Here is a 23,938-nt window from a genome sequence, read left to right as displayed (position 1 = left end):
ACACATGATACCCACCTCATGGAAAAATCACAATAGCAGCCCCCATAAACCGCAAAAACCGCCCCATCAGCGAAGTGCTGCAGGCGGTTCAACGATCATAAAAGGTATGTAGTTATTTAACCGAATAAGAGCAAGCAAACGACGATCGCAGCGATAAAGCCAACGACATCCGAAAATAATCCAACCTTTAAGGCATAACGGCCGTTCCGGATCCCCACGGCCCCGAAATACACCGTCAAAACGTAGAGCGTTGTATCGGTACTTCCTTGAATAGTGGAAGCGATCCGGCCGATCATCGAATCTGGACCATAGGTTTTGATCAGGTCAGTTGTAAAGGCCAATGAGCCCGTCCCGGTCAAAGGCCGAAGAAACCCAAGCGGCAGCACTTCCGGCGGAACATGAAGCCAGGATAGAAAGGGCGTCATCCAACCAACAAAGAAATCGAGCGCTCCGGAAGCGCGGAACACGCTGATCGCCACCATCATGCCAACCAGATGCGGGATGATCCCTATGGCGGTTGAGAACCCATCCTTCGCTCCGTCGACAAACGACTCATAGACCGGTACTTTTTTGAAATAAGCATAAAGCGGAATAAAGGCAATCATCACCGGTACGGCCCAAGCCGAAATAAGATTCACCCAATCGAGCAAAATGCCTCACCCTTTCAGCGAAATATCGGGTGGCGCCGAGATCTGCGGTGGTGTACGATACGTGTTCCGTCTGCGATACCAGCGATCGGCGATGATAGCCGCCCCGGTGGCGATGGCTGTCGCAAGTAGCGTCGACCCCACGATTTCTGCCGGATTCGCAGAATGGAAGTTGATGCGGATCGCAATCAACGTGGTGGGAATCAACGTAATGCTGGCAGTGTTCAGGGCCAGCAAGGTACACATGGCCGGGGAGGCCGTTTGTTTGTCTGGGTTCAGCTCCTGCAACGCCTGCATGGCGCGGATTCCCATCGGCGTAGCTGCGTTCCCAAGGCCAAGTAAATTCGCGCTCATGTTCGATAAAATATACCCCATCGCCGGATGGTTCTTCGGCACGTCGGGGAACAAATAAGCAACAATCGGTCCAAGCAGCTTGGAGATCGTCTTCACCAGGCCAGAATCCTCCGCCAGTCGCATGATCCCAAGCCAAAACACCAACACGCTGATTAATCCAAAGCATACGGTTACGCCGGTCGCAGCCCCGTCAAACGCCGCTTGCGTCACCGTACCGATATCCCCTTTAATAGCTGCAAAGAGAAACCCAATCAAAATAAGTGCAAGCCATATTTTGTTGACCATTCGTTCTGCCCCTCCTTCGCCCAGTCTTGCCTCTCTCCCTTTACCCCACATCAAATATCAAACAACAAGGTTTGCAGCACCTTCTTTAACGCCGCAGACCAATCAGAAGGCCATTGAATCACCTGATGTTCCGAGGCGGATCCATAGGCTCCGCCGACATTCGGCTCGTTGCCCCTCTCCAGGATGGTCGGGTTAAAGCTGGCCTTATCGTACACCGGCACCGTGCCGATTTCTTCTCCATTTAATCGAACGCTGATTCGCCCGCGATAACCAAACGAGCCTGTACGCGCCTCCACTAACTTCAGCCTTCTCTCAACTTTGCCGACTTCCTCCGGGGCCAGCGCATATTTGAAATCCGCCCCGGTCACCAGACCGTTTTCAATCGCTTGCCCTTTGCCTATCAACGTTGTCAGAGGAAAGTTCGCAAAACCGTAATCCAGCAGCTTGCGGTGATCATTCCAATCATCCCCGTCGTTTAATGTGACGACGGCGATTTGCTGTCCATTGCGGGTCGCGGAGCTCACCAAACAACGTCTTGCCGTCTTCGTATAGCCGGTTTTCACGCCGTCTGCCCCGTCGTAGAAACGCAGCATCTTGTTCTTGTTTAACCACTTATAATCCCACGGATCATTGGGGTTTGGCGCGGTTTTGCTGGGTGTTCGAACGATCTCCTTAAAGTGCGGATTTTTCAATGCATAGCTTGTCAGCTTGGCCAAATCGTTGGCTGAAGAATAATGCCCTTCGGCATCTAAACCATGCGGATTTTGAAAATGGGTATGCGTTAATCCGAGAAGCTTGGCCTTTTCATTCATCAAATAAACGAAGCCTTCCTCCGAGCCGCCCACATGCTCTGCAATCGCGGTCGCTGCATCATTGCCTGAACGGAGCATCAGCCCGTATAGCATATTTTCCAGACTCATCTCTTCCCCTAAATGGAGATAGAGGGATGAGCCCTCCTTCCCGTATGCGTTCTTTCCAACCGTAACCATATCCGACAGTTTGCCGTGCTCGATCGCGACGATGGCGGTCATGATCTTGGTCAAGCTGGCGATGGGCAACTCGTCATCTCCGTGCAAGCTGTACAGCAGGCGACCCGAGGTCACGTCAATGACCGCAGCGGCCTGAGCATGGATCGAGGGCGCATCGGGAGCAGCTTGTACAGCCTGCGGATTCAACCAGGCGAACAGCAGAACCGCGGCCAATAAGCAGCAAAAGGAGTGTAATCTGCGGTCATGTGAATCTTTCTTCATAAGTTGATTCCTCCGGTAACAGGTACTATAGCAGGTACTTGTTTACTTATATGCAATTTTGCAAGAGAGTATGTCCCACCTAAAATCAAGAAAAAGACCCCTCCCGGCAGCCCGGAAAGGATCAACGGTCAAAAGGCAGTTATGCAAAAGGATTGATGCCGGTTCGGACGGCCGATTCCTGCATCTGGGCAGCTTGCGCTGTTGCCATCGCTGCATTCGCAGTTGCATTCTGGTTCGGGAACATGGACTGGATTCGGTCGATAATACCAGGTACGGTATCGATGATTTTTTCGACAAGATGTGTTTGGTTATCCAGCGGCACAATGTGTACGCCCGGCTTTCCTACGACGAGGAACGCGATCGGATTAATCGAAACCCCGCCGCCGCTACCGCCGCCAAACGGGCGGATATTGCTGTTCTCAGAAGAGCCTGTGGTCGATTTATTGTGTTCGTCATCAACAATAAAATCGCTCCCCCCGGCAGCAAAACCGAAGCCCACGCGGCTGATTGGCAAAATCACGCTGCCGTCCGGCGTTTCGACCGGTTCACCCACGATCGTGTTGACATCAACCATTTCCTTGATGTTTTCCATAGCGGTTTGCATTAGCCCTTTAATAGGATGGTCAGCCATTTCTTAACTCCTCCCTTCACTTTTAGCACGCGAACTATAAGTACCAGTCCAGCATAGATAGCATAACCGCAGCGAATTTGCGCTATGCAGCGCAATTCCGTGGAAAATAACGGCTTGCTGCCGAATACAGGAACGACAAACAATTTAGGTCTCTGCTTCAAAGAAATATAACGAGTAAGCCAGCCAACAATCGTCGCTTTAACTCCCCATAGTGCCCCCGTTAACGTCGCGGTATGGGCCGCATCCTCTAACGCGATGTTCGTTGACCATTCCAGCTTGCGGAAGGAGACGCGGCGAAGTGTGGATTGAAGCCAGACCCGCAGCCCGCTGGTCGCTTGAAGCAAACGTTCGAACTGATCCATCCATTGCTCGACCTTGTCTTTGTTCACCTCGTGGTCGACGCTGGTGGATTCCTTTTGCAGCACGTTCTCTGGCTGATTTTTCTCGATCTGCACACCGTCACGCCAATTTTTAATCCGGATCGTAGGTACCTGGTAACGTAAGCGAACAAAGCCATAGAGCATCGTAACTTCCAGCAACACCATGTCATCCCGATTTTTCTTGCGCAGGGTCAAATTGAACGTAATGGTAGACAGCAAAATCAAGGCAGCTATTAGCAGCAGCAGGATCAGGATGCCTCCGAGCCAAATCCACACGGGAAAGCCCTCCATACCTATCAGATAAAATACTCCATCGTAGTATGGCTATTCCAAAAGGAAATCATTCGATACGTTTCACGTTTTAAGCAAAGTGCTCGATAACGAACTGTTTGGCCGGTTACCGGCAATTGCGATGACTTAATTGAGCGAAAAAATTACCCGAGCACACTTGGCCGGGTGATGGGGGTTATGTAAGCGGCAATGCGGTGGGAGGCTTTTTAGAGAGATTGGTGATGAGCAGGTGGGGTCATGGATTGCCATATGGTTTGTAAAATGGACGGACACTGCAACACTGGTGATTACATCGCGAAGTCAGGCGAGGCTGGCGCCTCGCTCAACCGCCTACCAGGGAAATGTCCTCATAAATTCCCTGGTTCCATATCATCGGGATTTTCCCCCGGTGACTCCTCCTCCTTTGCAACAAAATCCTGATTTACATCATCAAACGTCAGCTGTTGTTCCTCTAAGCGTTGGAACAGGAGTTGCGTTTCCTCCTCCAGCTCCTCGGCACTTTCGAAATCGGCCAAATCCGGCAAATCCTTTAAGCTGGCCAGTCCAAAATAGTCCAGAAACGCCTTGGTTGTCCCATAAAGAATCGGACGCCCGATCGCTTCAGCGCGGCCAACCTCCTCGATCAAATCCTTGTTCACCAGGGAATGAATCGCCCGCTCGGATTTCACCCCCCGGATTTCCTCAATCTCCACCCGAGTAATCGGTTGACGATAAGCGATAATCGATAACGTTTCAAGCGCAGCCTGGGATAAGGTCGAACGCGAAGGCGAATAAGCCAGCCGTTCGAAATAAGGGGCATGCTCCGGAAGCGTCGCCAACTGGTAGTTGCCGGCGATTTGCACGATTTGCAGTCCTCTGCCGGCTCGCTCGAAGGACGATTTCATATCCAGCAAGGCATCGGACACCACCTCTTGCCGCTGCTCCGTCACTTCAGCCAGCTGTTTGAGGCTTAAGCCTTCCTCACCTGCCAAGAAGAGCAACCCCTCAATAATCGATTTCAATTCCTGAAAATTCATCGATACTTCCTTCCCCTCTCCACTCCATAACAATATCGTCGAAAAGCCGGTTCTGATAGCAGACGATTTGCTTCATCTTCATCAATTCCAACACGGCCAAAAACGTGACGACGATTTCGTGCCGACTCATCTCCGTATGCAGCAGCTTGGAAAAGAGCAACCTGCCGCCTTTCCCCACATGCTCGAACGCGGACACGACTTCCTTCAGCCGGTCCTTAACGGAAATTTCGTCGCGGTGAATCCGCGCCACCGTGTTGCGCTTGGCTGCCCGACGCATCGCCTTCTGGAAGACGGCAATCAAATCAGCAGCATGCAGCCCTTTCACAGGGTTCTCCTGCACCTCCGGCATAAACGGCGTCAGATCCTCCGGTTCTTTCGAGAAAATCAAGCTGCGCTCCCATTCGCGTTCATGCAAATGCGCAGCGATCCCTTTATATTTACGGTATTCGATCAGCTTGCGGATGAGCTCGTCCCGAGGATCCTCTTCCTCCTCAAACAAGTAATCGAAATCATCGTCCATTTCGATGACGGGTGGTTTCGGCAGCAGCTGCTTACTCTTGATCGACAGCAGCGTCGCAGCCATGACCAGAAACTCGCTGGTGACCTCCAGCTCAAGCTCCTGCATGTCTTGCAAATATTCGAGGTACTGATCGGTAATCTCACTGATGGAGATTTGATGGATATCAATCTCGGCTTTATCGATCAGGTGCAATAGCAAATCCAGCGGCCCCTCGAAGGTTTCCAGCTTATACGTTACTGTCGTCAATGAACATCCTCCACCCGTAAGCAAACATGTATGTACATAAGTTTACCTTAAAAATCGGTTGTTGCAAAAGAAAAATGTAGTACCCCTTCGGCTCAGGGGTACTACATTAAGATAAGCATTATTGCAGCTGTTTCGTCAAGTTCGCCATTTCGATAGCTGCCAGTGCGGCATCCCAGCCTTTATTTCCGGCTTTCGTTCCGGCACGTTCGATCGCCTGCTCGATATTTTCGGTCGTTACGACGCCAAAGATCGTAGGCACGCCGGTTTTAAGGCCAACGGCGGCAACGCCTTTGGAAACCTCGTTGCAGACATAATCATAATGAGTGGTGGAGCCGCGGATGACCGTACCCAGCGTAATGACTGCATCGTATTTGCCGCTCTCCGCCAGCTTCTGTGCCGCAAACGGGATTTCGAACGCCCCCGGTACCCAGGCAACGTAAATTTCTTCCTCTTTGGCTCCATGCCGTTTCAATGCATCCAAGGCGCCGGAAAGCAGCTTGCTTGTAATAAATTCATTAAAGCGGCTGACCACGATCGCATATTTTAACCCGTCCGATACTAAATGCCCTTCAAATACGTTTGCCATGATTCATCAAACCTTTCTATTAGTAGAGTTAGATCATTGCTAAGAGGGAGTTTGCTTCGCCTTTAAACGCGAGTGGAGGATTCATCCTGCTCCACATCGTCAAATTTGAGCAAATGCCCTAATTTCGCTTGTTTGGTATGCAAGTACTTGGTGTTATCCTCGTTCTCTTTCATTTGGATAGGTACCCGTTCGACAACCTCCAGGCCATAGCCCTCCAAGCCTTTGATTTTACGTGGATTGTTGGTCATCAAGCGAATTTTGCGGACACCCAGATCCTTGAGAATCTGCGCCCCAATTCCGTAATCGCGCAGGTCTGCCGGAAATCCAAGCTTCAGGTTGGCGTCCACCGTATCAAAGCCTTGTTCCTGCAGTTTGTAGGCTTTCAGCTTGTTAATCAAGCCGATGCCGCGCCCCTCCTGTCGCATATATAGCAGCACGCCTCTGCCAGCTTCCTCAATCTGGCGCAAAGCGGCTTCAAACTGCGGACCGCAATCGCAGCGGTGAGAGTGGAACACGTCCCCGGTCAAGCACTCAGAGTGCACCCGCACCAACACCGGCTCATCGCCGTTGATTTCTCCTTTGACAAGCGCAACGTGTTCTTTATTATCCACATCATTTGTATAAGCGACAGCGCGGAACTCGCCGTAATCCGTTGGCATGCGAACTTCCACTTCGCGATTCACCAATTTCTCTTTCTCATTGCGGTAATGGATCAGGTCTTTGACGCTGATCAGCTTGAGATCATAAGTTTTGGCGATCTCCACCAAATCCGGCAGCCGGGCCATCGTCCCGTCTTCCTTAATAACCTCGCAAATGACGCCAGCAGGATAGGCCCCGCACATCCGGGCCAGATCAACCGCGGCTTCCGTATGTCCAGCGCGGCGCAGCACGCCGCCTTTCTTGGCGATTAGCGGGAACATATGTCCTGGACGGCGGAAGTCCGACGGCTTGGCATTGGGATCCATGATCGCCTTTACCGTTAACGACCGCTCATATGCCGAGATCCCCGTCGTTGTATCTTTATGGTCAATGGAGACGGTGAACGCCGTCCCGTGATTATCCGTATTTTGCGCCACCATCGGCTGCAAATCCAACTCTTCTGCCCGTTCCGCTGTAATCGGCAGGCAGACCAGTCCGCGGCCTTGAGTGATCATGAAGTTAATCACTTCGGGCGTCGCCTTTTCCGCAAGTGCCACGAAATCTCCTTCATTCTCCCGGTCTTCGTCGTCGACGACAATAACGACCTTCCCGCGCATTAGTTCGTAAATTGCTTCCTCGACCCGGTCTAATACAATGTCACTCATCACATTCCCCTCCTTAAAATAAATGTTGATCGTCCGATGTAACGGAACTTAGAGACGTTATTTCGTAGGTTCACACGAATCCGTTCGCAGCCAGAAACGGGAGATTAATTCCCGACTCGCCGCCGCTCGCTTCATCCGTATCTTGGCCGCCTCTGCCGTACTTGAGGAGATGATCCACGTATTTTCCCAGCACATCGCATTCGAGATTCACTGTATCTCCTGCCCGCTTAAAGGCGAGCACCGTCTCGGCTAACGTATGCGGGATGATAGATACCGTAAACGTCCCGCCTTCCGCTTCGACCACCGTTAAGCTGATGCCATCCACGGCGATGGAGCCTTTAGGAATAATGTATTTGAATAAGGAAGGCTTGCTTGGTCGAATTTCAAACACAACCGCATTCTGATCCTGACTCGTACCAACAATCGTGCCGACGCCGTCGACATGACCCTGTACGATATGTCCACCGAAGCGTCCATTCGCCGCCATGGCCCGCTCCAAATTCACACGGCTGCCGGGTTTCAAGTCCTTCAGATTGGTGTTGCGGAACGTCTGCGGCATCACGTCAACCGAGAAGGAGGAAGCATCAAACGACGTGGCGGTCAAGCAAACGCCGTTCACTGAGATGCTGTCACCCAGCTTAATGCCTTCGGTAACTACCTTTGCCGCAATGTTCAGAATCATCGCTTCCCCTTTGCGGCTGATCGATTTCATAGTGCCGATTTCTTCCACAAGTCCTGTAAACATTAGTGATCTCCCTCCTTCACCTGCACCCAGACCGGTACTCCTCTGATGCACACATTATCCCCGATTTGTTCGACTTCCATGTCGCGCAAGGTCACCGCATCCCGCATGAGATCATATCCGGCGAAGTTAAAACTTGCAGGGGCATCCACGCCTCCAATCAGCTTAGGGGCTAGGAAAAGTACGATCTCATCCACCAGTTGTTGTTCCAGCAGCGAACCGTTAAGTCGTCCGCCACCTTCAACGAGGATAGAAGATATCCCGCGTTGACCGATTTGAACAAGCGCATTCCGCAGATCAACCTGCGGGCCGCTGCCGCAGCGGAGAACTTCCGCCCCAAGGTGAGTGAGGCGTTCAACCTTGTCCGGATCGGCCTGTTCCGTCGTCACAATCCAAGTGGGAGATTGCCCGTCCCGCAGGACTTGGGCCGTCTCAGGAATGCGGAGCGTTGAATCCGCAATGATGCGAATGGGCGACAGCCCCGGAACGGATAATCGGGTAGTCAACTGCGGATCATCCGCCAGGATCGTCGAAACGCCCACCATTATGGCTTGGTGTTGATGGCGCATCGAGTGGACGATTTCTCTCGCTTTCTCATTGGAAATCCACTTGCTGTCCCCTGTCCGGCTTGCCAGCTTCCCATCCAGCGTGCTGGCGGATTTGATCGTCACATAAGGCATGCCTCTCGTGATGAACTTAATAAAGCGGCGATTCAGCTTCAAAGCTCGTTCACGCAACACACCCACTTCAACTTCAATTCCGGCAGCACGCAGCATTTCAATGCCTTTGCCGGCAACCAGCGGATTCGGATCTTCACAGGCAACTACGACGCGCCGCACCTTCTCCTGAATCAATCGCTTGGCACAAGGCGGGGTCAGTCCGTGATGGCTGCAAGGCTCTAAGGTGACATATACGGTGCTCCCTTCTGCTTGGGAATCGGCCATGTTCAAGGCATGTACCTCGGCATGCGGAGTCCCCCGCTTCAAGTGCGTGCCCAGCCCAACCAAGGCCCCATCCTTCACGACAACGGCACCAACGACTGGATTGGTCCCGGTTTGTCCTTGTGCGCGCTCCGCCATATCTAACGCCAGCGCCATGTAATATTCGTCGTCAATCACCTTCATCCGCGGTCCTCCTTACGCCAATCCGTGAAGCGAAGAATACAAAAACAACCCTGCCGCAATCCGGCAGGGCTGAACATGAGAGTAGTTTTACGCCTATCAAAAAGAGCACTTTCGTCTACCCACTGTCGCCAAAACACGACCCTAAAATCGTACAAAACGACAAATAGACCAAAACGAAAGCTTGGCAACGTCAAGACTCTTCACCACCCAAGGTATGTGAAAAATATAACTTGATCGTTTGAAGCTCTTTAGGTACGAACACCTTCGCAAATAAAATAACGTATGTGCTCTCGCGTTTCCTTCTCCCATCCAGACTATACTGTCGGTCCCGGAATCTCACCGGCTCAGCCGCATGCTTACGTAAGCACTGCGGGTCACGGACTTGTGCTTCATCGAACGGACCGTCCAATGAGCCATCACCGTCGGTAGGGAATTTCACCCTGCCCCGAAGGATTGCTAATTATTAGATTTTGCATGACTGCAAGACGAATGTTAGCACTAATTTTGTAAAAAATCAAGCACACCTGTCACAGCACCAATCCCCTTCTTCCTCGCGGTTCTTGCAGAGTGCATAAAAACTGGCCCAAAGAGCCAACCTTAAGAACGATATCGATAACCAATTCTATTTCTCAGGAGGAATGAACGTGGCAAAACCGGATAATCGCTCCGACAATGTGAGAAAGATTCAACGCAACATCCAAAACACGATTAAGAACTTCCGTGAAGGACAAGATTATCTCAGCGAGCATGCTGATGAAATCTCCCCTCAGGAGAAGCAGCAAATCGAGGAGAAGAACGAGAAACGACTGCGCGCCATCGAGGGCTTCCGTGAAGAAGTGAAAGACGAAGCCGCCCACCAAAGAAATTCCTAAACCAACGAAAAAGGGGCCCCGCTCATGCCAACTTGGCATAGCGAGGGCCCTTTTAAGTTTGCGAATTAAATTAAGCTTCGTCCCAGACGGTAACTTCTTTCATTTTATCCCCGGGACGAATTTGATCCACGTACTCCATCCCCGATGTCACTTTACCGAAAACGGTATGCACGCCGTCCAAATGCGGCTGCGGTTCATAGACGATAAAGAACTGGCTGCCGCCGGTGTCTTTGCCGGCATGGGCCATCGATAAGACCCCGCGCTCATGCTTCGTCACATTGGTATCCGTTTCGCATTTGATCGTATACCCTGGGCCGCCTGTGCCGTTGCCGATCGGGCAGCCGCCTTGTGCAACAAACCCTGGGATCACGCGATGGAACGTAAGTCCGTTATAAAATCCGGAGTTGGCCAGCTTCTCAAAGTTTGCGACCGTTCCAGGAGCTTCTTCAGGCAGGAACTGAATTTCGACTTCTCCGCCTTTTTCCAAAACGATTTTACCTTTTTTCATATCGTATACACACCCTTCTTCATCAACGTCTAGGACAAACCTCTTACAGTTTACTAGAAAATCCGCATACAAGCAAAGCAAGGCCTGATAGGAAACGACAATTCGCTCCCTCTCAGGCCTTGCTGTTTCATAAGTTCCTGCTTATTTCAGCGATGGCTGCTTTGCAATCCGTTCTGGAATCACGTCACAAGCGAGCAGATCCTGCAACGACTCGCGCTTCACGACGAGATCGCTGCGTCCGTCTTGCACGAATACGACGGCCGGACGGCGAATCCGGTTGTAGTTGCTGGCCATCGCGTAGTTGTACGCACCGGTGCAAGATACGGCGAGCAGATCGCCGCTGTTCACCTTCGGCAGCTCTACGTCCCAAATCAGCATATCGCCGCTTTCGCAGCATTTACCGGCGATCGACACGGTCTCCTCATTGGCATCGTTGGCGCGGTTGGCTAACATTGCCTCATATTTCGAACCGTACAGCGCCGGACGTGGGTTGTCCGTCATCCCACCATCAACGGCCACATATTTACGCACGCCAGGGATATCCTTGCTTGTACCTACCGTATACAGCGTTGTGCCGGCATCACCAACGATGCTCCGACCCGGTTCAACCCAAATTTCCGGAAGCTGCGGATAATTCGCGAACTCCCGTTTCACTGCATCCGTAATCGCTCCTACGTAATCAGACACCTTCAACGGCGTGTCGCCTTCCGTATAACGAATGCCAAAGCCGCCACCTAGGTTAACCACCTTGAAGGTCACACCAAGCTGATCCTTCACCTGCATTGCAAAAGCCGCAACACGCTCAACGGCCAACTGGAACCCTTCCACCTCAAAAATTTGCGAGCCGATATGCGAATGCACGCCAAGCAATTGCAAATTCAAGCTGCGGTTAGCCAAATCAACGGCTTCCAATGCCGAACCGTTGCCGATATCAAACCCGAACTTCGAGTCCGTCTGACCCGTTGAAATATATTCATGCGTATGGGCTTCCACCCCTGGTGTTACGCGCAGCAGGACATTCACCGTAACGCCTTTCTCAGCGGCAAGCGCCTGCAGCATATGCAACTCCGTAAAATTGTCCGCTACGAAACAGCCAATCCCGGCGGAAATTGCCATCTCCAATTCATCTGGCGTCTTGTTGTTGCCATGAAAATGGATTCGCTGCGCAGGAAATCCCGCTTGAAGGGCCGTATACAATTCACCCTCGGAGACAACATCCAGGGACAAGCCCTCCTCCTCGGCCAGCCGGCACATCGCCATGACGCAGAATGCTTTGCTGGCATAAGCGACCTGGAAAGACAGGCCCGATGCACGGAAAGCATCCATATATTCACGGCATCTTTGCCGCACAAGAGCTTCATCTACGACATACAGCGGCGTTCCATAGGTTTGCTTCAACTCGACCGTATCACAGCCGCCGATTTCGAGATGGCCTTTTGCATTAATTTTGCTGGTACCGTGTAAATACATCTATGCAGTCCTCCACTTTCACAATTTTACACCAGTATAGCAAACAACCGGGAAACTGAAAAATGGATTTTTCGGATTATCATTTGTGTTATTTGTTAAACAAGCCTAGGCCTACTTTTTGCCCGGCATTCGCGTGTTGTCCCGCGGTTTGTTGGAGGACGGTCTTTGCTTGGAGGTCAAGACTGGAACGCGGAAAATTACCCCGGCCATCGCCTTTGCATTAAAAGGTATAAACGGCCACAAGTAGGACGAATTATTCGAGCGGCGCAGGGTCAGCCATACGATAAACGCCGTAACCCCTACTACAAACCCAGGTGCGCCGAATATCGCCACGGCCACAAGCAATGCGAGCCGCACGATCCGATTGGCCAGCCCCAGCTCATAGCTTGGCGTTGCAAACATCCCGATAGCCGCTACCGCCATGTAAAGAACAACCTCGTTGACGAATAACCCCGTCTGTACGGCGATATCGCCGATCAAGATCGCAGCGATCAAGCCCATCGCGGAGGCCAGCGGCGTTGGCGTGTGCACAGCCGCCATCCGCATCAAATCAACACCAAACTCGACTAATAGGAATTGGGCAATAAGAGGGATTTTACCTTGTTCCTGAGGTCCGATAAAGGCAAGCCCCGCCGGTTTGAACTCGGGATGAACAACGATCAGCAGCCAAATGGGCAGCAGAAAGAGCGAGGCGAATATCCCAAAGAAGCGAACCCAACGTAAGTAAGTCCCCATGAATGGGGTTTGCCGGTTCTCTTCCGCATGCTGGCAAAGATCAAAAAAGGTCGTCGGCAAAATCATCACGCTGGGCGATGTATCCACGAACACGACAACCCGGCCTTCAAGCAAATGCGAAGCAACGACATCCGGCCGTTCCGAGTAGCGTACCAGCGGATATGGATTCCAGCCTCGGTGAATGATCGCTTCCTCCAACTGCTTGTCCGCGAGAGGTATCCCGTCGATGTTCACGGCTTTAATTTTTTCTCGGATTGAATCGACTTGCGTCTTATCGACGATATCATCGATGTAGGCGATGCAGACGTCGGTGCGGGTCCGGCGGCCGACGCTGACCATTTCCAACTTCAGTCCCGGGTCACGTAGCCGACGGCGAACCAAGGTAATGTTGGTCACCAAGGTCTCCGTGAATCCGTCCCGCGAGCCGCGGACGACGCGCTCCAGCGAAGGTTCCTCCGGACTACGAGTTGGGTACTGCCGGGTATCCATAATCAGCGCGGTTTGCTCGCCTTCAATAAACAGCACGCTCATGCCGGCTAACGTTTTATTGATGGCATCGCTGAGCTTCTCTGTTTTTTCTACCTGAACATGAGGTATATAGAGTTCGAAGAAGGAGCGGAGCGCTCCGGTTGTTAAATTCTCCGGCGTCAAATACGTCAACCGCTTAATGATCTCCTGCATGGCTTCGGTGCTTGCAAATCCATTAATGAAGACCAAGCAGGTGCGTTTGCCGCCATAAGTCATTTCACGGAATACAACGTCAAAGCTCTCCCCCGCCCCGATGACTTCCTTCAGCGTATGCTTGGTTGTCGTCAGACTGCGGCTGATCGCATCGCTTTGCTGCCAATAGATCACCGACTCCTCAACGTTGTCGGACCGCTCCGATTCGCGTTTTCGTCGAATCGCTTCCTCTTCCGGATAATTCTCCTGCAGAAAATTTTCTTCTTCCTCAGGTACGAAATCCGGGATCGCCTGCGGCTGATCCATTCCGTCCTGCATCATATCCTGCGTATCTTGCTCCATCCAGATCTACCTCCGTTTCTTCAAATCACGGTCTGTAAATAAACCACTCAAACAGGGAGCCTGCCATTTTGCCAAACACCATCGCGAGCAAGAAGCCAAACAGGTATCGCTGCATATGCAGTCTCTTGGCAAGTATGGGAAGCACGTTCAGCACCTCGGTCAAAGCCGCCGCCAACATCCCGACAAAAACGCCGTTAAACAAACCAACGATGCCGGTAATCAGCCATGGCCCAGCCACCTTCCAGTCCCAGAAGTCCGCTACCGTACCAATCACCGCTCCGGCGATCATCGCCCCTTCGTACCAATGCACCTTGTCATAGGAATTTGTCACCTGGGCTAGGCGCGGAATCATGTCCAGCACGATAAATAAAGCGATCACGCCGCTGCCAATGGCCACACCGCCGGCCAGGCCCAGGAAGATCGCCAACCCCGCAGCTAGTGGTGACATCAGTTTCGCTTCGCCGACGAGTCGGCACGGTGCATTTTCTTTAACTCTTCGGCAACGACGTATTGGTTCAGGTTCTCCTGGTAGAGGAACATTTCGACTTCAAGCGGGGTGGGTTCCTCGTTCCATTTTTTCTTAAATAAATGATTAAAGAAGACGATCATCCCAAAACCGATGCCTACGGAATAGGCCCCTTGAAACAGGTAAGGATGCTCGTCCTTCTCCCCCGTGATCATCTCCACGATTCGGACCTGAACCTCGGGCATGCTGACGTCGGCGTGAAAGTTCATGATGGTCAAGGCCGCTCCGAAGAAGAGCAGCAGCCAAACTAAGGCAAACAGCAGCAAAGACGGTTTCTTCTCGGCTTTGATCATTTCCACGAGTACATGGGGCTCGCCAAGCAACTCAATCCGCAGCCCGGGAAACTTCGATTGAATCGCCGAAATGACCCGCAGCGTATCAATCACGATCAGATTCCCATCCCGTTGCTCCGGCCGGTCCAACTCCAGCTCCAGCAGCTTGCCCTCCAGCTCCGGCTCTGCCAGCACACGGGCTACGTCCCGCAGCCGAATCGGCGCCCCAGCGGGAAGCCCGACTTGCTTGCGCAGACGCAAATAGACGATGGACGCAGACTCATTCTCCATGCTGACCACCCTTCCACTAGCGTATTGCCCATAGTATGCCAAGCGAGGGGGGGCTTTACTCTTACTCTTACACGCAAAAAAAGCATGGGACGTATGCTCACGCATCCGTTCCCATGCTTAGTTCGATGGTTCTGAGATTACAGCGATGCTGCCGTATCCAGAGCCACTTCCATCATTTGCTTAAACGTCGTTTGCCGTTCCTCCGCCGTCGTCTCCTCGCCTGTCAGCAGATGGTCGCTGACCGTCAGAATCGTCAATGCCTTCACGCCGTATTTGGCAGCCAGGGTGTAGAGCGCGGTGGTCTCCATTTCAACGCCTAACACGCCGTATTTCATCAGCAGCTGGGTTACGCTGGTATCGTCGCGATAGAACATGTCCGAACTGAAAATGTTACCGACATGCAGCTTCAACCCTTTTTCCACGCCGCGTTCATAGGCCGCCTTCAGCAGCTCGAAGTTCGCAATCGGCGCAAAGTCGTATCCGCTAAAGACATGGCGGTTCATGCTGGAATCGGTACAAGAAGCTTGAGCCAAAATCACGTCACGCACATGTACATGCGGCTGCATGCCGCCGCAAGTTCCCACGCGGATCAGATTTTTGACACCGTATTCCTTCAACAGCTCATTCACATAGATTGAGATCGATGGGATGCCCATACCGGTCCCTTGAACGGAAATTCGTTTTCCTTGATACGTTCCGGTAAAGCCGAGCATGCCGCGCACTTCGTTATAACAGATGACATCGCTCAAATACGTCTCGGCGATAAATTTAGCCCGGAGCGGATCTCCAGGCAGCAGAATCGTTTCGGCAATTTCTCCCGGTTTGGCTGCGATATGTACACTCATGTTCTGGTATCTCCCTTGCTTCCAATTTTGGTATTGTTATCAACGCTCTTTATTATATAGGATGCAACAAACCACGTACATGGATGCAATCACCGCAGAACCGTATTGATGTATTAATGCACATTTTTCACCGCGTTCCTCCCCTTGCCTCTATAATAGGATTGATTGGTTATTCTAGGATTGGACGAAGTCGGGTAACTTAAGTACAAAGGAGGGAACCGCTTGAAACCTCATCTGAAAGATTATATGGACTTAGGTGTATCCATGGTTAGAACCGGCGTGTTAGGTTACGGTGGCGGGCCTTCCGTCATCCCCTTGATCCGGCACGATGCCGTCAAGCGTTATCAGTGGCTGGGTGATGAAGAGTTTGGCGAAATTCTCGCCATTGCTAACGCTTTGCCCGGCCCTATTGCAACGAAGATGGCTGCCTACCTGGGCTATAAACGCAGGGGGATCCTGGGCGCGTCCTATGCAGTGATCATGCACATCTTACCTAGTGTCCTGGCGATGCTTCTGCTGCTCTCAGCTGTAAATCTTCTAGCGGGGTCTCGCGTCGTAAAAGGCATGATCGCCGCTGTCTCGCCCGTAATCGCCGTCATGCTCGGAGTGATGGCTTATGAGTTTGCGAAAAAAGGAATCAAAGGCCTCGGCATCATCGCCGGCATTCTGTTTATGCTTCTGGCTCTATTGCTGCTGGAGATCTTAGAAGTTCATCCAGCGCTCGTGATCGTGCTGTTCCTTGGCTATGGGGCTGTACATTTCCGAGCGATCGCACGTTTCCGCAACAAGCGGAAACGGCCGGACCGGGAAGGAGATCATCTATGATTGATTGGCTGAACTTGTTGATTGGCTTCCTGATCGCCAATCTGTTGGGCTATGGTGGAGGCCCCTCCTCCATCCCGTTAATGTACCAGGAGATCGTGCCCCACTACCATTGGTTGTCGGATGCGGAATTTTCCAATATGCTTGCCCTCGGCAACGCCTTACCAGGCCCCATCGCTACCAAAATCGCCGCCTACGTAGGCTTTGAGGTCGGCGGTTGGGTTGGCCTTGGACTCGCGTTGATAGGCACCGTGCTGCCCTCAGCAATTGGCCTCATTCTGCTGCTGCGCCTGCTTGCCAAATACCGCCAATCCAGCATCGTCAAAGGGATGACCTTGCTCGTGCAGCCGGTGATTGCGGTTATGATGATCACCCTCACGTGGCAGATGGCCAAGGAGCCCATGGGCACGATCGGCATCTGGCAGACGCTGGTGATCGCAGCCATCGCGTTCTGGGCAATGGAGCGCCGTAAAATCCATCCAGCCATTGTCATCGTAGCGGCGTTCATTTACGGTGGAGTAGTGCTCCAGCATTATGTTTAAGCGCGGTCTGTATCAATACACAAGCCCCTCGGTTCAGCGCGCCGTTGAAGGCTGACGCTGTCCGAAGAGCTCGCCCTTTCATTGCGCGATCTGATCGCGAATGCTTTGTAATATTTTTTTCTCGAGCCTGGACACCTGAACCTGGGATATCCCAAGCCGGGTCGCCACCTCTGATTGGGTCTGGTCGCGATAGTACCTAAGGTACACGATAAGACGTTCCCGGTCGGTTAAGCCGTCGATCGCTTCATGTAGCGCCAGCTTGTCGAACCAGCGCTCCTGGGTCTCGTCAGCAATTTGATCCATCAGTGTGATCGGATCGCCATCATTTTCAAATACGGTTTCGTGAATGGATGCCGGCGGTTTGTTCGCCTCTTGGGCAAACACGACATCCTCGGGTGTAACACCCAGCTCATCGGCAACTTCCTTGACGGTTGGAAGCCGGCCCAGCTGTTTGGACAGTTCATCCTTCTTCTTGCGAACCTTGTTCGCCATCTCCTTCAATGAACGGCTGACCTTCAGCGTCCCGTCATCGCGCAGGAACCGCTGAATTTCCCCGATGATCATCGGCACCGCATACGTAGAAAACTTCACATCATAGCTGAGATCAAACTTGTCCACCGACTTCAGCAGGCCGATACAGCCGATTTGAAACAAATCCTCGGGTTCGTATCCCCGATTCATAAACCGCTGCACGACGGACCAGACAAGTCGAATGTTGCAGTTCACCAGCCGGTCTCTAGCAGCGTTGTCCCCGGATTGACTCAGGGCGATCAACCGTTTCACTTCCGTGTCGTCCAAAAACTCTCTCGAGATTTGCTTCACTTCGGCATCCATAGCTCCAACCCCTAATTGTATAAAGCTTTCTTGGATACAATCCTCTTCTTCATCCGAATGCGCGTGCCCCCGCCAATCTCGCTGGTCACATCGAATTCATCCATAAAATTTTCCATAATCGTAAAGCCCATCCCCGAGCGCTCCAGTTCCGGCTTCGACGTATAAAGCGGCTGCTTCGCCAATTCCACATCCTCAATACCTCGGCCTTGATCCTCGATGATCAAGGTCACCGTATCGCCCTCAATGGAAGCAGAGATGGTGACAATCCCTTCCGGGTTCCCGTCATATCCGTGGATGATGGAATTGGTGACCGCTTCCGAAACCACCGTCTTCAAGTCGGTGATTTCATCCATCGTAGGATCCAGCTGAGAAACGAAGGCAGCGACGGTCACCCGGGCAAACGATTCATTTTCGGACTTCGCGGCAAATTGAAGTTTCATGAAATTCCCGGCTTGATTCGCGTTGGTACTCACAGGGCCACCTCCAGTTCCGTCAGCGCCAGATCCTCGTTTTCGAAGATGGACATAATTTTAAACAATCCCGACATTTCCAGCAGTCGATATACCGGCGGGTTGACGTCACATACGACCATCTTCCCGCCCTTTTGCTTGATCAGCTTATATCTTCCGAGGATGACGCCGATGCCGGAGCTATCCATAAACTGCAGCTCTTTGAGGCTTAACACCAGATTGCGGCAGTTCCCGCGGGCGATTTCTTCATCCATCCGCATGCGGACGTTGTCCGCCGTATGATGATCCAATTCCCCGCTCAAGCGTACAATTAATGTCTCGCGGTGTCTTACCATTTCCACATGCAAATTCACGCCTGTTCACTCTCCTCCCTAGACATGAACACAACAATTCTACGACCTCAGGCCGGATTCCTGCCGCCTGACAAAACTAGAAGAAAAGCCCTATGAATCTACAAAAAACAAGTGTGCCGCGGTTCGCTTGAACAATGTCCACCAGCCCGCTTTATCAATGTCCGCAGGGGCGGTCAGCTCGAACTCTGTCAACGTGCGGCCATCCTGATAGACGACCAGCTTGCCGATCGTTTGACCGGCTTTAATCGGTGCTGCAAGCTTTTCTGGTGCGATCAACTTATGCGTGATGCTGTCTTGCTTCACACCCTTTTTGACCAGTACATTCAGCGGTTTGGCGGCGGTCAGCTCCAACTGGGCGCTCATCCCCTTCTGCACCTTCACCTTGCCAATCGTTTCCCCGGCTTGATAAATCGGCAGCAACGCGTATTGCGAGAAGGCGTAATCGAACATCGCCGAGACTTCGCTGTTCCGCGTTTTAGTATTCGGCTCGCCCAGCACTACAGCGATCAGGCGAAGTCCGTCACGTTTTGCGGTAGCGGCCAGGCAGAACTTCGCTTCCGAGGTATAGCCGGTTTTCAGGCCGTCTGCCCCGCTGTAGAAGCGCACGAGTTTGTTCGTATTCACGAGCCAGAACGGCTTCTCGGTGCCTTGGCGCAAATAATCCTGATACGCCCCGGTATACTTCGTAATCTCCTCATGCTTCAGCAGCTCCCGGCTCATAATGGCGATATCGTAAGCTGAGCTATAATGGTCCGCCACCGGCAAGCCGTTGCAGTTCGCAAAATGCGTATCCTTGAGTCCCAGCTGCTGCGCTCGCTCGTTCATCATTTTGACGAAGGCTTTTTCCGAGCCGGCGATCTTCTCGGCAAGCGCCACGGACGCATCGTTCCCAGACGCCATAGCCACGCCCTTCAACAGCTCATCCACAGTCATCGTTTCGCCCGGCTCCAGAAAGATCTGCGAGCCGCCCATCGATGCCGCATATTCGCTTGTCGTCACCTTATCGGTCAGCTTCAGCGTGCCGTTATCGATCGCCTCCATGGTCAGCAACATCGTCATGATTTTGGTGATGCTGGCAGGTGGCAGCTTCTCATGACTCTTCTTCTCGTAAATTACTGTGCCGGTATCGGCATCGATTAAGACGGCGGACAACGCATTTTCCGCCAATGCGATTTCATCATCCCCGTCATGCGGACCGCCATGATTAGCACTGGTGTAGGTCGGCCACACCGATACGGCCAATACGAACGCGGCAAACCAGGTCAACATCCGTCTTTTCAAGGTTTATCCTCCTTCTAGACATAAGTCTGGATTCTGCTAACCTAGTATCGGCATGAAAGAGGAATAATATTCCTGTGCAAAAAGAAAAAACGCCTTTTAGGCGTTTGATTTCTTTGGCGTAAATGCCCCAATCCTCTAAAATAAGAGAAGTTGATGGCCTTATTTTGATCATTTGAGGCGTATGTCCACACCCCGTCGTTTAGCCAAAATAAGGCCATATGATTCCGTTATCTTATGAATATGACTACGTCGTCTGCGTCCCTCGCTTAGAATCGCTTAATCCCGTCTGGCGTTACCAGTGCGAACACCAGCGGGCGACGCGGCACCTTCGTACTGGAAATGCCATACGCGTTAAGAATGCGCCGCTGTGCCTCCGCGAGGCCCGTCTCATGGCTGCGGTTCAGATGCAGCACCGCCAGCGTTTCGCCTGCCTCAACCGGATCGCCGATTTTCTTGCGCAGCTCTACGCCGGCAGCCAGATCAATGACAGATTCCTTCGTCTCCCGGCCTGCTCCGAGCATCATGGCGGCGAGGCCAATCTCCTCGGCCTGAATCGATTCAACATATCCGCCCGCAGTTGCCTTCACATCCACCTTCAGCTCTGCTTCAGGCAGCAGCTCCGGGCGGCCGATTTGCTCCGTGTTACCGCCCTGCGCCGCAACCATTTGCTTCAGCTTTTCCAGCGCTTGACCGCTCTTAATCTGCTCGGCTAGCATCGCCTTCGCCTCTTCCTCGCTTGATGCCTTGCCGCCGAGAATCAGCATATGGGACGCCAGAATCAGGCAGACCTCCTCGAGATCGGCCGGTCCATCCCCGCGCAGCGTTGCCACGGCTTCCTTGATCTCCAGCGCGTTGCCGATTGCATGGCCCAGCGGCTGGTCCATGTCACTAATCACGGCAACCGTGCGGCGTCCGACCTGCGTGCCGATATCCACCATGGCCTTGGCTAGACGGATCGAGTCCTCCAGCGTCTTCATGAACGCGCCGCTGCCGGTCTTAACGTCCAGCACGATGGCGTCCGCACCAGCAGCGATCTTCTTGCTCATGACGCTGCTGGCGATCAGCGGGATGGAATCGACCGTCGCGGTGACATCCCGCAGCGCATACAGCTTCTTGTCGGCTGGTGTCATATTGCCGCTTTGGCCGACGACCGCAAGGCCGATTTCGTTCACCTGGCGGAAAAATTGCTCCTTCGTAAGCTCCACAGAGAATCCGGAGATCGCTTCCAGCTTGTCGATCGTCCCGCCGGTATGCCCGAGCCCCCGGCCGGACATCTTCGCAACCTGTACGCCGGCGGCCGCCACAAGCGGGCCTAAGACGACGGTGGTTTTATCGCCAACTCCGCCCGTTGAATGCTTATCGACCTTAATGCCACGGATGGAGCTAAGGTCAATCGTATCTCCGGAACCGGCCATTGCCATCGTCAGGTCGGCCGTCTCCCGGGCGCTCATCCCTTGATAATAAACGGCCATCGCCCATGCGGACATTTGGTAATCGGGGATTTGCCCCTCGCTGTACCCTTTGACCAAGAAGGCGATTTCTTCGCTCGTCAGCTCCTGGCCGTCCCTTTTTTTACGGATCAGATCTACCGCTCTCATCGCTCCTTGCCTCCGTTCTTCTTAAGCTTCGCCAATCTCCGGGATAATGGACAACACAAGGCTTAGAAACTTCTCACGCACGCGCTCGGTCGTCTCCATAACCTCCTGATGGGACAACGGTTGGTCCAAAATACCTGCCGCCATGTTGCTGATGCAGGAAATCCCCAGCACCTCGATGCCAGCATGGTGGGCAACGATCGTTTCCGAAACCGTGGACATCCCGACGGCATCGGCACCCAGCGTCCGCAGCATGCGGATTTCCGCTGGCGTCTCATAGGTTGGGCCCAGCAAGCCGGCATAGACGCCCTCTTGCAGAGGCACTCCTTTGTTTGCAGCGACTTTCCGTGCGATCTCGCGCAGACGGCGGCTGTACGCTTGGGACATGTCCGGGAAGCGCGGTCCCAGCTCCTCGTCGTTTGGCCCTACCAACGGATTACGGCCTGTGAGATTCAGATGGTCGGAGATCAGCATGAGATCCCCTGGCTCATAGGACGTGTTCACCCCACCAGCCGCGTTCGTGACCAGCAGCGTTGTAACACCCAGCTCCTTCATGACCCGTACCGGGAAAGCAGTCATTTCCGGCCCGTATCCTTCGTACATGTGGAAGCGGCCTTTCATCAGCACGACCGGCGTGCCTTGCACCGTCCCGATCAACAGTTCACCCGCGTGGCCTTCTACCGTCGACTGCGGAAAGAACGGGATATCGCGGTAGCTGATGCTGACCGGCTCCTCAATATGATCAGCCAATACGCCCAATCCAGAGCCCAGAATTAATCCTACCTTTGGCGTAAGCGTCGACCGGGAACGGATATAATCCGCTGCCTCCCGGATCATGCCAATGTTTAATGTCGTCGTCATATCGTAATCCTCCTGGTTCACAAGCTATAGATGACAGTTGAACTTCTACTCTTAAACGAGTTGGTGTAAGAAGCTCTTTCCGTGCTCGGTTGCATGCACCCCGAAATTGTCGGCGATCGTCGCGGCCAAATCGGCATACGTTGCCCGGATGCCCAGGCTGCCCGGCTTTTTCAGGCTTGGCCCGTAAACAAGCAACGGCACGTATTCGCGGGTATGGTCCGTTCCGGCATGAATCGGATCGTTGCCGTGGTCGGCAGTAATGATCAGCAAGTCGTTCTCACCCACATTTTTCAACAAATCCGGTACCGCCGCATCAAACTCCTCCAACGCACGGGCGTAGCCCTGCGGGTCGCGACGATGGCCGTACAAGGAGTCGAAATCCACCAGGTTCGTGAACAGCATGCCGGTGAAATCCTGGCCGATCCGCTGCAGCGTTTCTTCGATCCCATGCTGGTTGCTCTTCGTTGGATACGAAGCGGTAATCCCTTCCCCGGAGAAAATATCGCCAATCTTCCCGATGGCTACCACTTCCTTGCCGGCATTTTTCAACGCGTTTAGTACTGTTGGTTCCGGCGGTTTTACCGCATAATCGTGGCGGTTTGGCGTGCGCTGGAAGTTGCCCGGTTGACCGATAAACGGACGGGCGATTACGCGCCCAACGGAATGCTCCGGCTCAAGCGTCAGCCGACGAGCGATTTCGCAAGCCCGGTACAGCTCCGGCAGCGGGATAATCTCTTCATGGGCCGCAATTTGAAATACGCTGTCCGCCGAGGTGTACACGATCCAGCTTCCGGTTTTCATATGCTCTTCCCCGAGCTCCACCAAAATTTCCGTACCGGAAGCCGGCTTGTTGCCGATGATTTTACGCCCCGTTTCCTGCTCGAAGCGAGCGATCAAATCACGCGGGAAGCCATTGGGATATGTTTGGAACGGAGTCTCGATCTTCAGACCCATCAGCTCCCAGTGGCCGGTCATCGTATCTTTGCCCGCAGAGATCTCAGCCATTTTACCGAAGTAAGCCAACGGCTCGTCCACTGGATCCAGATTCGGCAGCTCCGCGATATTCCCCAGTCCTAATTTTTGCAGGTTAGGCAGCTTAGTACCCGGTACGGTTTGCAAAATATGCCCCAGCGTATGCGCACCTTCGTCACCGAATTTTTTGGCGTCTGGCAGTTCGCCGATCCCCACGCTGTCGAGGACGATGACGGTCATTTTTCTAAAACGATTTCCATTTTCCATCTTCTATCACTCCTTTAATCTAT

General features: G+C 52.9%; 27 protein-coding genes and 1 riboswitch. Of the genes, 3 read left to right on the top strand and 24 right to left on the bottom strand.

The features are described from left to right. Positions 1-116 precede the first annotated feature (116 nt). From RW092_RS04380 to ribD, 11 genes are all read right to left on the bottom strand, one after another. Complete coding sequence (locus RW092_RS04380; protein ID WP_009225843.1) at positions 117-650, bottom strand: spore maturation protein; 534 nt, start codon at positions 648-650, stop codon at positions 117-119. Between the two features lie 6 nt (positions 651-656). Then, positions 657-1,286: a nucleoside recognition domain-containing protein gene (locus RW092_RS04375; RefSeq protein ID WP_028538341.1), complete on the bottom strand. Its 630-nt coding sequence runs from the start codon at positions 1,284-1,286 to the stop codon at positions 657-659. A 50-nt stretch (positions 1,287-1,336) separates the two neighbouring features. Beyond that, on the bottom strand, positions 1,337-2,536 hold the full coding sequence (locus RW092_RS04370) for a D-alanyl-D-alanine carboxypeptidase family protein (protein ID WP_016311758.1): 1,200 nt from the start codon (positions 2,534-2,536) through the stop codon (positions 1,337-1,339). Positions 2,537-2,675: 139 nt separating this feature from the next. After that, complete coding sequence (gene ytfJ / locus RW092_RS04365) at positions 2,676-3,167, bottom strand: GerW family sporulation protein (RefSeq protein WP_316009625.1); 492 nt, start codon at positions 3,165-3,167, stop codon at positions 2,676-2,678. Further along, entirely contained in the window at positions 3,140-3,823 is a 684-nt protein-coding gene (locus tag RW092_RS04360; protein WP_085278507.1) for a DUF2953 domain-containing protein, read from the bottom strand. The genes ytfJ and RW092_RS04360 overlap by 28 nt, the downstream gene beginning before the upstream one ends. A 362-nt stretch (positions 3,824-4,185) precedes the next feature. Then, positions 4,186-4,854 carry an SMC-Scp complex subunit ScpB gene (gene scpB / locus RW092_RS04355; protein ID WP_009225838.1) on the bottom strand — a complete coding sequence of 223 codons (669 nt, stop codon included), beginning with the start codon at positions 4,852-4,854 and terminating at the stop codon, positions 4,186-4,188. After that, on the bottom strand, positions 4,823-5,620 hold the full coding sequence (locus RW092_RS04350) for a segregation and condensation protein A (protein WP_016311754.1): 798 nt from the start codon (positions 5,618-5,620) through the stop codon (positions 4,823-4,825). The genes scpB and RW092_RS04350 overlap by 32 nt, the downstream gene beginning before the upstream one ends. Positions 5,621-5,738: 118 nt before the next feature. Continuing rightward, positions 5,739-6,206 carry a 6,7-dimethyl-8-ribityllumazine synthase gene (gene ribH / locus RW092_RS04345; RefSeq protein WP_009225836.1) on the bottom strand — a complete coding sequence of 156 codons (468 nt, stop codon included), beginning with the start codon at positions 6,204-6,206 and terminating at the stop codon, positions 5,739-5,741. A 62-nt stretch (positions 6,207-6,268) separates the two neighbouring features. After that, complete coding sequence (locus tag RW092_RS04340) at positions 6,269-7,510, bottom strand: bifunctional 3,4-dihydroxy-2-butanone-4-phosphate synthase/GTP cyclohydrolase II (RefSeq protein WP_028538344.1); 1,242 nt, start codon at positions 7,508-7,510, stop codon at positions 6,269-6,271. A gap of 70 nt (positions 7,511-7,580) precedes the next feature. Continuing rightward, the gene (ribE, locus tag RW092_RS04335; RefSeq protein WP_028538345.1) at positions 7,581-8,255 is read right to left on the bottom strand and encodes a riboflavin synthase; all 675 of its coding nucleotides are present in this window, start codon (positions 8,253-8,255) and stop codon (positions 7,581-7,583) included. Then, the gene (ribD, locus tag RW092_RS04330) at positions 8,255-9,376 is read right to left on the bottom strand and encodes a bifunctional diaminohydroxyphosphoribosylaminopyrimidine deaminase/5-amino-6-(5-phosphoribosylamino)uracil reductase RibD (protein WP_316009624.1); all 1,122 of its coding nucleotides are present in this window, start codon (positions 9,374-9,376) and stop codon (positions 8,255-8,257) included. The genes ribE and ribD overlap by 1 nt, the downstream gene beginning before the upstream one ends. A 293-nt stretch (positions 9,377-9,669) precedes the next feature. Continuing rightward, positions 9,670-9,833: riboswitch (FMN riboswitch) on the bottom strand. 187 nt (positions 9,834-10,020) lie between these two features. On the opposite strand from ribD, the gene tlp reads away from it, so the two are divergent. Beyond that, positions 10,021-10,248, top strand: coding sequence for a small acid-soluble spore protein Tlp (gene tlp / locus RW092_RS04325; protein ID WP_085169679.1), 228 nt, complete (start codon positions 10,021-10,023; stop codon positions 10,246-10,248). A 70-nt stretch (positions 10,249-10,318) separates the two neighbouring features. Here tlp and RW092_RS04320 read toward each other — a convergent pair whose 3' ends face one another. The 6 genes from RW092_RS04320 to deoD all read right to left on the bottom strand — a co-directional run bounded on the left by RW092_RS04320 (position 10,319) and on the right by deoD (position 15,918). Further along, on the bottom strand, positions 10,319-10,756 hold the full coding sequence (locus RW092_RS04320; protein ID WP_016311749.1) for a peptidylprolyl isomerase: 438 nt from the start codon (positions 10,754-10,756) through the stop codon (positions 10,319-10,321). Positions 10,757-10,897: 141 nt separating this feature from the next. Next, on the bottom strand, positions 10,898-12,226 hold the full coding sequence (lysA, locus tag RW092_RS04315; RefSeq protein ID WP_028538347.1) for a diaminopimelate decarboxylase: 1,329 nt from the start codon (positions 12,224-12,226) through the stop codon (positions 10,898-10,900). 111 nt (positions 12,227-12,337) lie between these two features. Further along, complete coding sequence (locus RW092_RS04310) at positions 12,338-13,963, bottom strand: spore germination protein (protein ID WP_371859485.1); 1,626 nt, start codon at positions 13,961-13,963, stop codon at positions 12,338-12,340. A gap of 46 nt (positions 13,964-14,009) precedes the next feature. Further along, positions 14,010-14,432 carry a stage V sporulation protein AB gene (locus RW092_RS04305; protein ID WP_016311746.1) on the bottom strand — a complete coding sequence of 141 codons (423 nt, stop codon included), beginning with the start codon at positions 14,430-14,432 and terminating at the stop codon, positions 14,010-14,012. Further along, positions 14,432-15,073, bottom strand: coding sequence for a stage V sporulation protein AA (locus RW092_RS04300; protein WP_085278504.1), 642 nt, complete (start codon positions 15,071-15,073; stop codon positions 14,432-14,434). Before RW092_RS04300 ends, RW092_RS04305 begins: the two co-directional genes overlap by 1 nt. 137 nt (positions 15,074-15,210) lie before the next feature. Next, a complete protein-coding gene (gene deoD, locus RW092_RS04295; protein WP_009225826.1) occupies positions 15,211-15,918 on the bottom strand; it encodes a purine-nucleoside phosphorylase in 708 nt (235 codons plus the stop codon). Positions 15,919-16,164: 246 nt separating this feature from the next. Between deoD and chrB the strand changes: the two genes are divergently transcribed. Together chrB and chrA are read left to right on the top strand one after the other, a co-directional pair. Then, positions 16,165-16,743, top strand: a complete 579-nt coding sequence (chrB, locus tag RW092_RS04290) for a chromate efflux transporter ChrB (protein ID WP_028538351.1) — start codon at positions 16,165-16,167, stop codon at positions 16,741-16,743. Continuing rightward, entirely contained in the window at positions 16,740-17,282 is a 543-nt protein-coding gene (gene chrA / locus RW092_RS04285; protein WP_016311743.1) for a chromate efflux transporter ChrA, read from the top strand. The genes chrB and chrA overlap by 4 nt, the downstream gene beginning before the upstream one ends. 78 nt (positions 17,283-17,360) lie before the next feature. Here chrA and sigF read toward each other — a convergent pair whose 3' ends face one another. From sigF to deoB, 7 genes are all read right to left on the bottom strand, one after another. Continuing rightward, positions 17,361-18,116 (bottom strand): RNA polymerase sporulation sigma factor SigF, encoded by a 756-nt coding sequence (gene sigF, locus RW092_RS04280; protein ID WP_009225823.1) that lies wholly within the window; start codon positions 18,114-18,116, stop codon positions 17,361-17,363. Positions 18,117-18,127: 11 nt separating this feature from the next. Then, positions 18,128-18,556 carry an anti-sigma F factor gene (gene spoIIAB / locus RW092_RS04275; protein WP_036624713.1) on the bottom strand — a complete coding sequence of 143 codons (429 nt, stop codon included), beginning with the start codon at positions 18,554-18,556 and terminating at the stop codon, positions 18,128-18,130. A 29-nt stretch (positions 18,557-18,585) separates the two neighbouring features. Next, positions 18,586-18,939 carry an anti-sigma F factor antagonist gene (spoIIAA, locus tag RW092_RS04270; RefSeq protein WP_009225821.1) on the bottom strand — a complete coding sequence of 118 codons (354 nt, stop codon included), beginning with the start codon at positions 18,937-18,939 and terminating at the stop codon, positions 18,586-18,588. Positions 18,940-19,029: 90 nt separating this feature from the next. Beyond that, entirely contained in the window at positions 19,030-20,220 is a 1,191-nt protein-coding gene (locus RW092_RS04265) for a D-alanyl-D-alanine carboxypeptidase family protein (RefSeq protein ID WP_009225820.1), read from the bottom strand. 266 nt (positions 20,221-20,486) lie between these two features. Next, positions 20,487-21,818 carry a pyrimidine-nucleoside phosphorylase gene (locus RW092_RS04260; RefSeq protein ID WP_316009623.1) on the bottom strand — a complete coding sequence of 444 codons (1,332 nt, stop codon included), beginning with the start codon at positions 21,816-21,818 and terminating at the stop codon, positions 20,487-20,489. Between the two features lie 21 nt (positions 21,819-21,839). Continuing rightward, the gene (locus RW092_RS04255) at positions 21,840-22,676 is read right to left on the bottom strand and encodes a purine-nucleoside phosphorylase (RefSeq protein WP_316009622.1); all 837 of its coding nucleotides are present in this window, start codon (positions 22,674-22,676) and stop codon (positions 21,840-21,842) included. 51 nt (positions 22,677-22,727) lie between these two features. Next, positions 22,728-23,915, bottom strand: coding sequence for a phosphopentomutase (deoB, locus tag RW092_RS04250; protein ID WP_316009621.1), 1,188 nt, complete (start codon positions 23,913-23,915; stop codon positions 22,728-22,730). Positions 23,916-23,938 lie beyond the last annotated feature (23 nt).

Source organism: Paenibacillus sp. 3LSP (assembly GCF_032465655.1).
Lineage (GTDB): Bacteria > Bacillota > Bacilli > Paenibacillales > Paenibacillaceae > Fontibacillus > Fontibacillus barengoltzii.
The sequence above is the reverse complement of the archived record's forward strand: the minus strand, read 5'-3'. Positions and strand labels throughout refer to the sequence as shown.

Coding starts and splice junctions, on each gene's coding strand:
- RW092_RS04375 (WP_028538341.1), bottom strand. CDS start 1,286: ATGGTCAACAAAATATGGCTTGCACTTATTTTGATTGGGTTTCTCTTT.
- RW092_RS04370 (WP_016311758.1), bottom strand. CDS start 2,536: ATGAAGAAAGATTCACATGACCGCAGATTACACTCCTTTTGCTGCTTA.
- ytfJ (WP_316009625.1), bottom strand. CDS start 3,167: ATGGCTGACCATCCTATTAAAGGGCTAATGCAAACCGCTATGGAAAAC.
- scpB (WP_009225838.1), bottom strand. CDS start 4,854: ATGAATTTTCAGGAATTGAAATCGATTATTGAGGGGTTGCTCTTCTTG.
- ribH (WP_009225836.1), bottom strand. CDS start 6,206: ATGGCAAACGTATTTGAAGGGCATTTAGTATCGGACGGGTTAAAATAT.
- RW092_RS04340 (WP_028538344.1), bottom strand. CDS start 7,510: ATGAGTGACATTGTATTAGACCGGGTCGAGGAAGCAATTTACGAACTA.
- ribE (WP_028538345.1), bottom strand. CDS start 8,255: ATGTTTACAGGACTTGTGGAAGAAATCGGCACTATGAAATCGATCAGC.
- ribD (WP_316009624.1), bottom strand. CDS start 9,376: ATGAAGGTGATTGACGACGAATATTACATGGCGCTGGCGTTAGATATG.
- RW092_RS04320 (WP_016311749.1), bottom strand. CDS start 10,756: ATGAAAAAAGGTAAAATCGTTTTGGAAAAAGGCGGAGAAGTCGAAATT.
- lysA (WP_028538347.1), bottom strand. CDS start 12,226: ATGTATTTACACGGTACCAGCAAAATTAATGCAAAAGGCCATCTCGAA.
- RW092_RS04310 (WP_371859485.1), bottom strand. CDS start 13,963: ATGATGCAGGACGGAATGGATCAGCCGCAGGCGATCCCGGATTTCGTA.
- RW092_RS04305 (WP_016311746.1), bottom strand. CDS start 14,432: ATGTCACCACTAGCTGCGGGGTTGGCGATCTTCCTGGGCCTGGCCGGC.
- RW092_RS04300 (WP_085278504.1), bottom strand. CDS start 15,073: ATGGAGAATGAGTCTGCGTCCATCGTCTATTTGCGTCTGCGCAAGCAA.
- deoD (WP_009225826.1), bottom strand. CDS start 15,918: ATGAGTGTACATATCGCAGCCAAACCGGGAGAAATTGCCGAAACGATT.
- chrB (WP_028538351.1), top strand. CDS start 16,165: ATGGACTTAGGTGTATCCATGGTTAGAACCGGCGTGTTAGGTTACGGT.
- chrA (WP_016311743.1), top strand. CDS start 16,740: ATGATTGATTGGCTGAACTTGTTGATTGGCTTCCTGATCGCCAATCTG.
- sigF (WP_009225823.1), bottom strand. CDS start 18,116: ATGGATGCCGAAGTGAAGCAAATCTCGAGAGAGTTTTTGGACGACACG.
- spoIIAB (WP_036624713.1), bottom strand. CDS start 18,556: ATGAAACTTCAATTTGCCGCGAAGTCCGAAAATGAATCGTTTGCCCGG.
- RW092_RS04260 (WP_316009623.1), bottom strand. CDS start 21,818: ATGAGAGCGGTAGATCTGATCCGTAAAAAAAGGGACGGCCAGGAGCTG.
- RW092_RS04255 (WP_316009622.1), bottom strand. CDS start 22,676: ATGACGACGACATTAAACATTGGCATGATCCGGGAGGCAGCGGATTAT.
- deoB (WP_316009621.1), bottom strand. CDS start 23,915: ATGGAAAATGGAAATCGTTTTAGAAAAATGACCGTCATCGTCCTCGAC.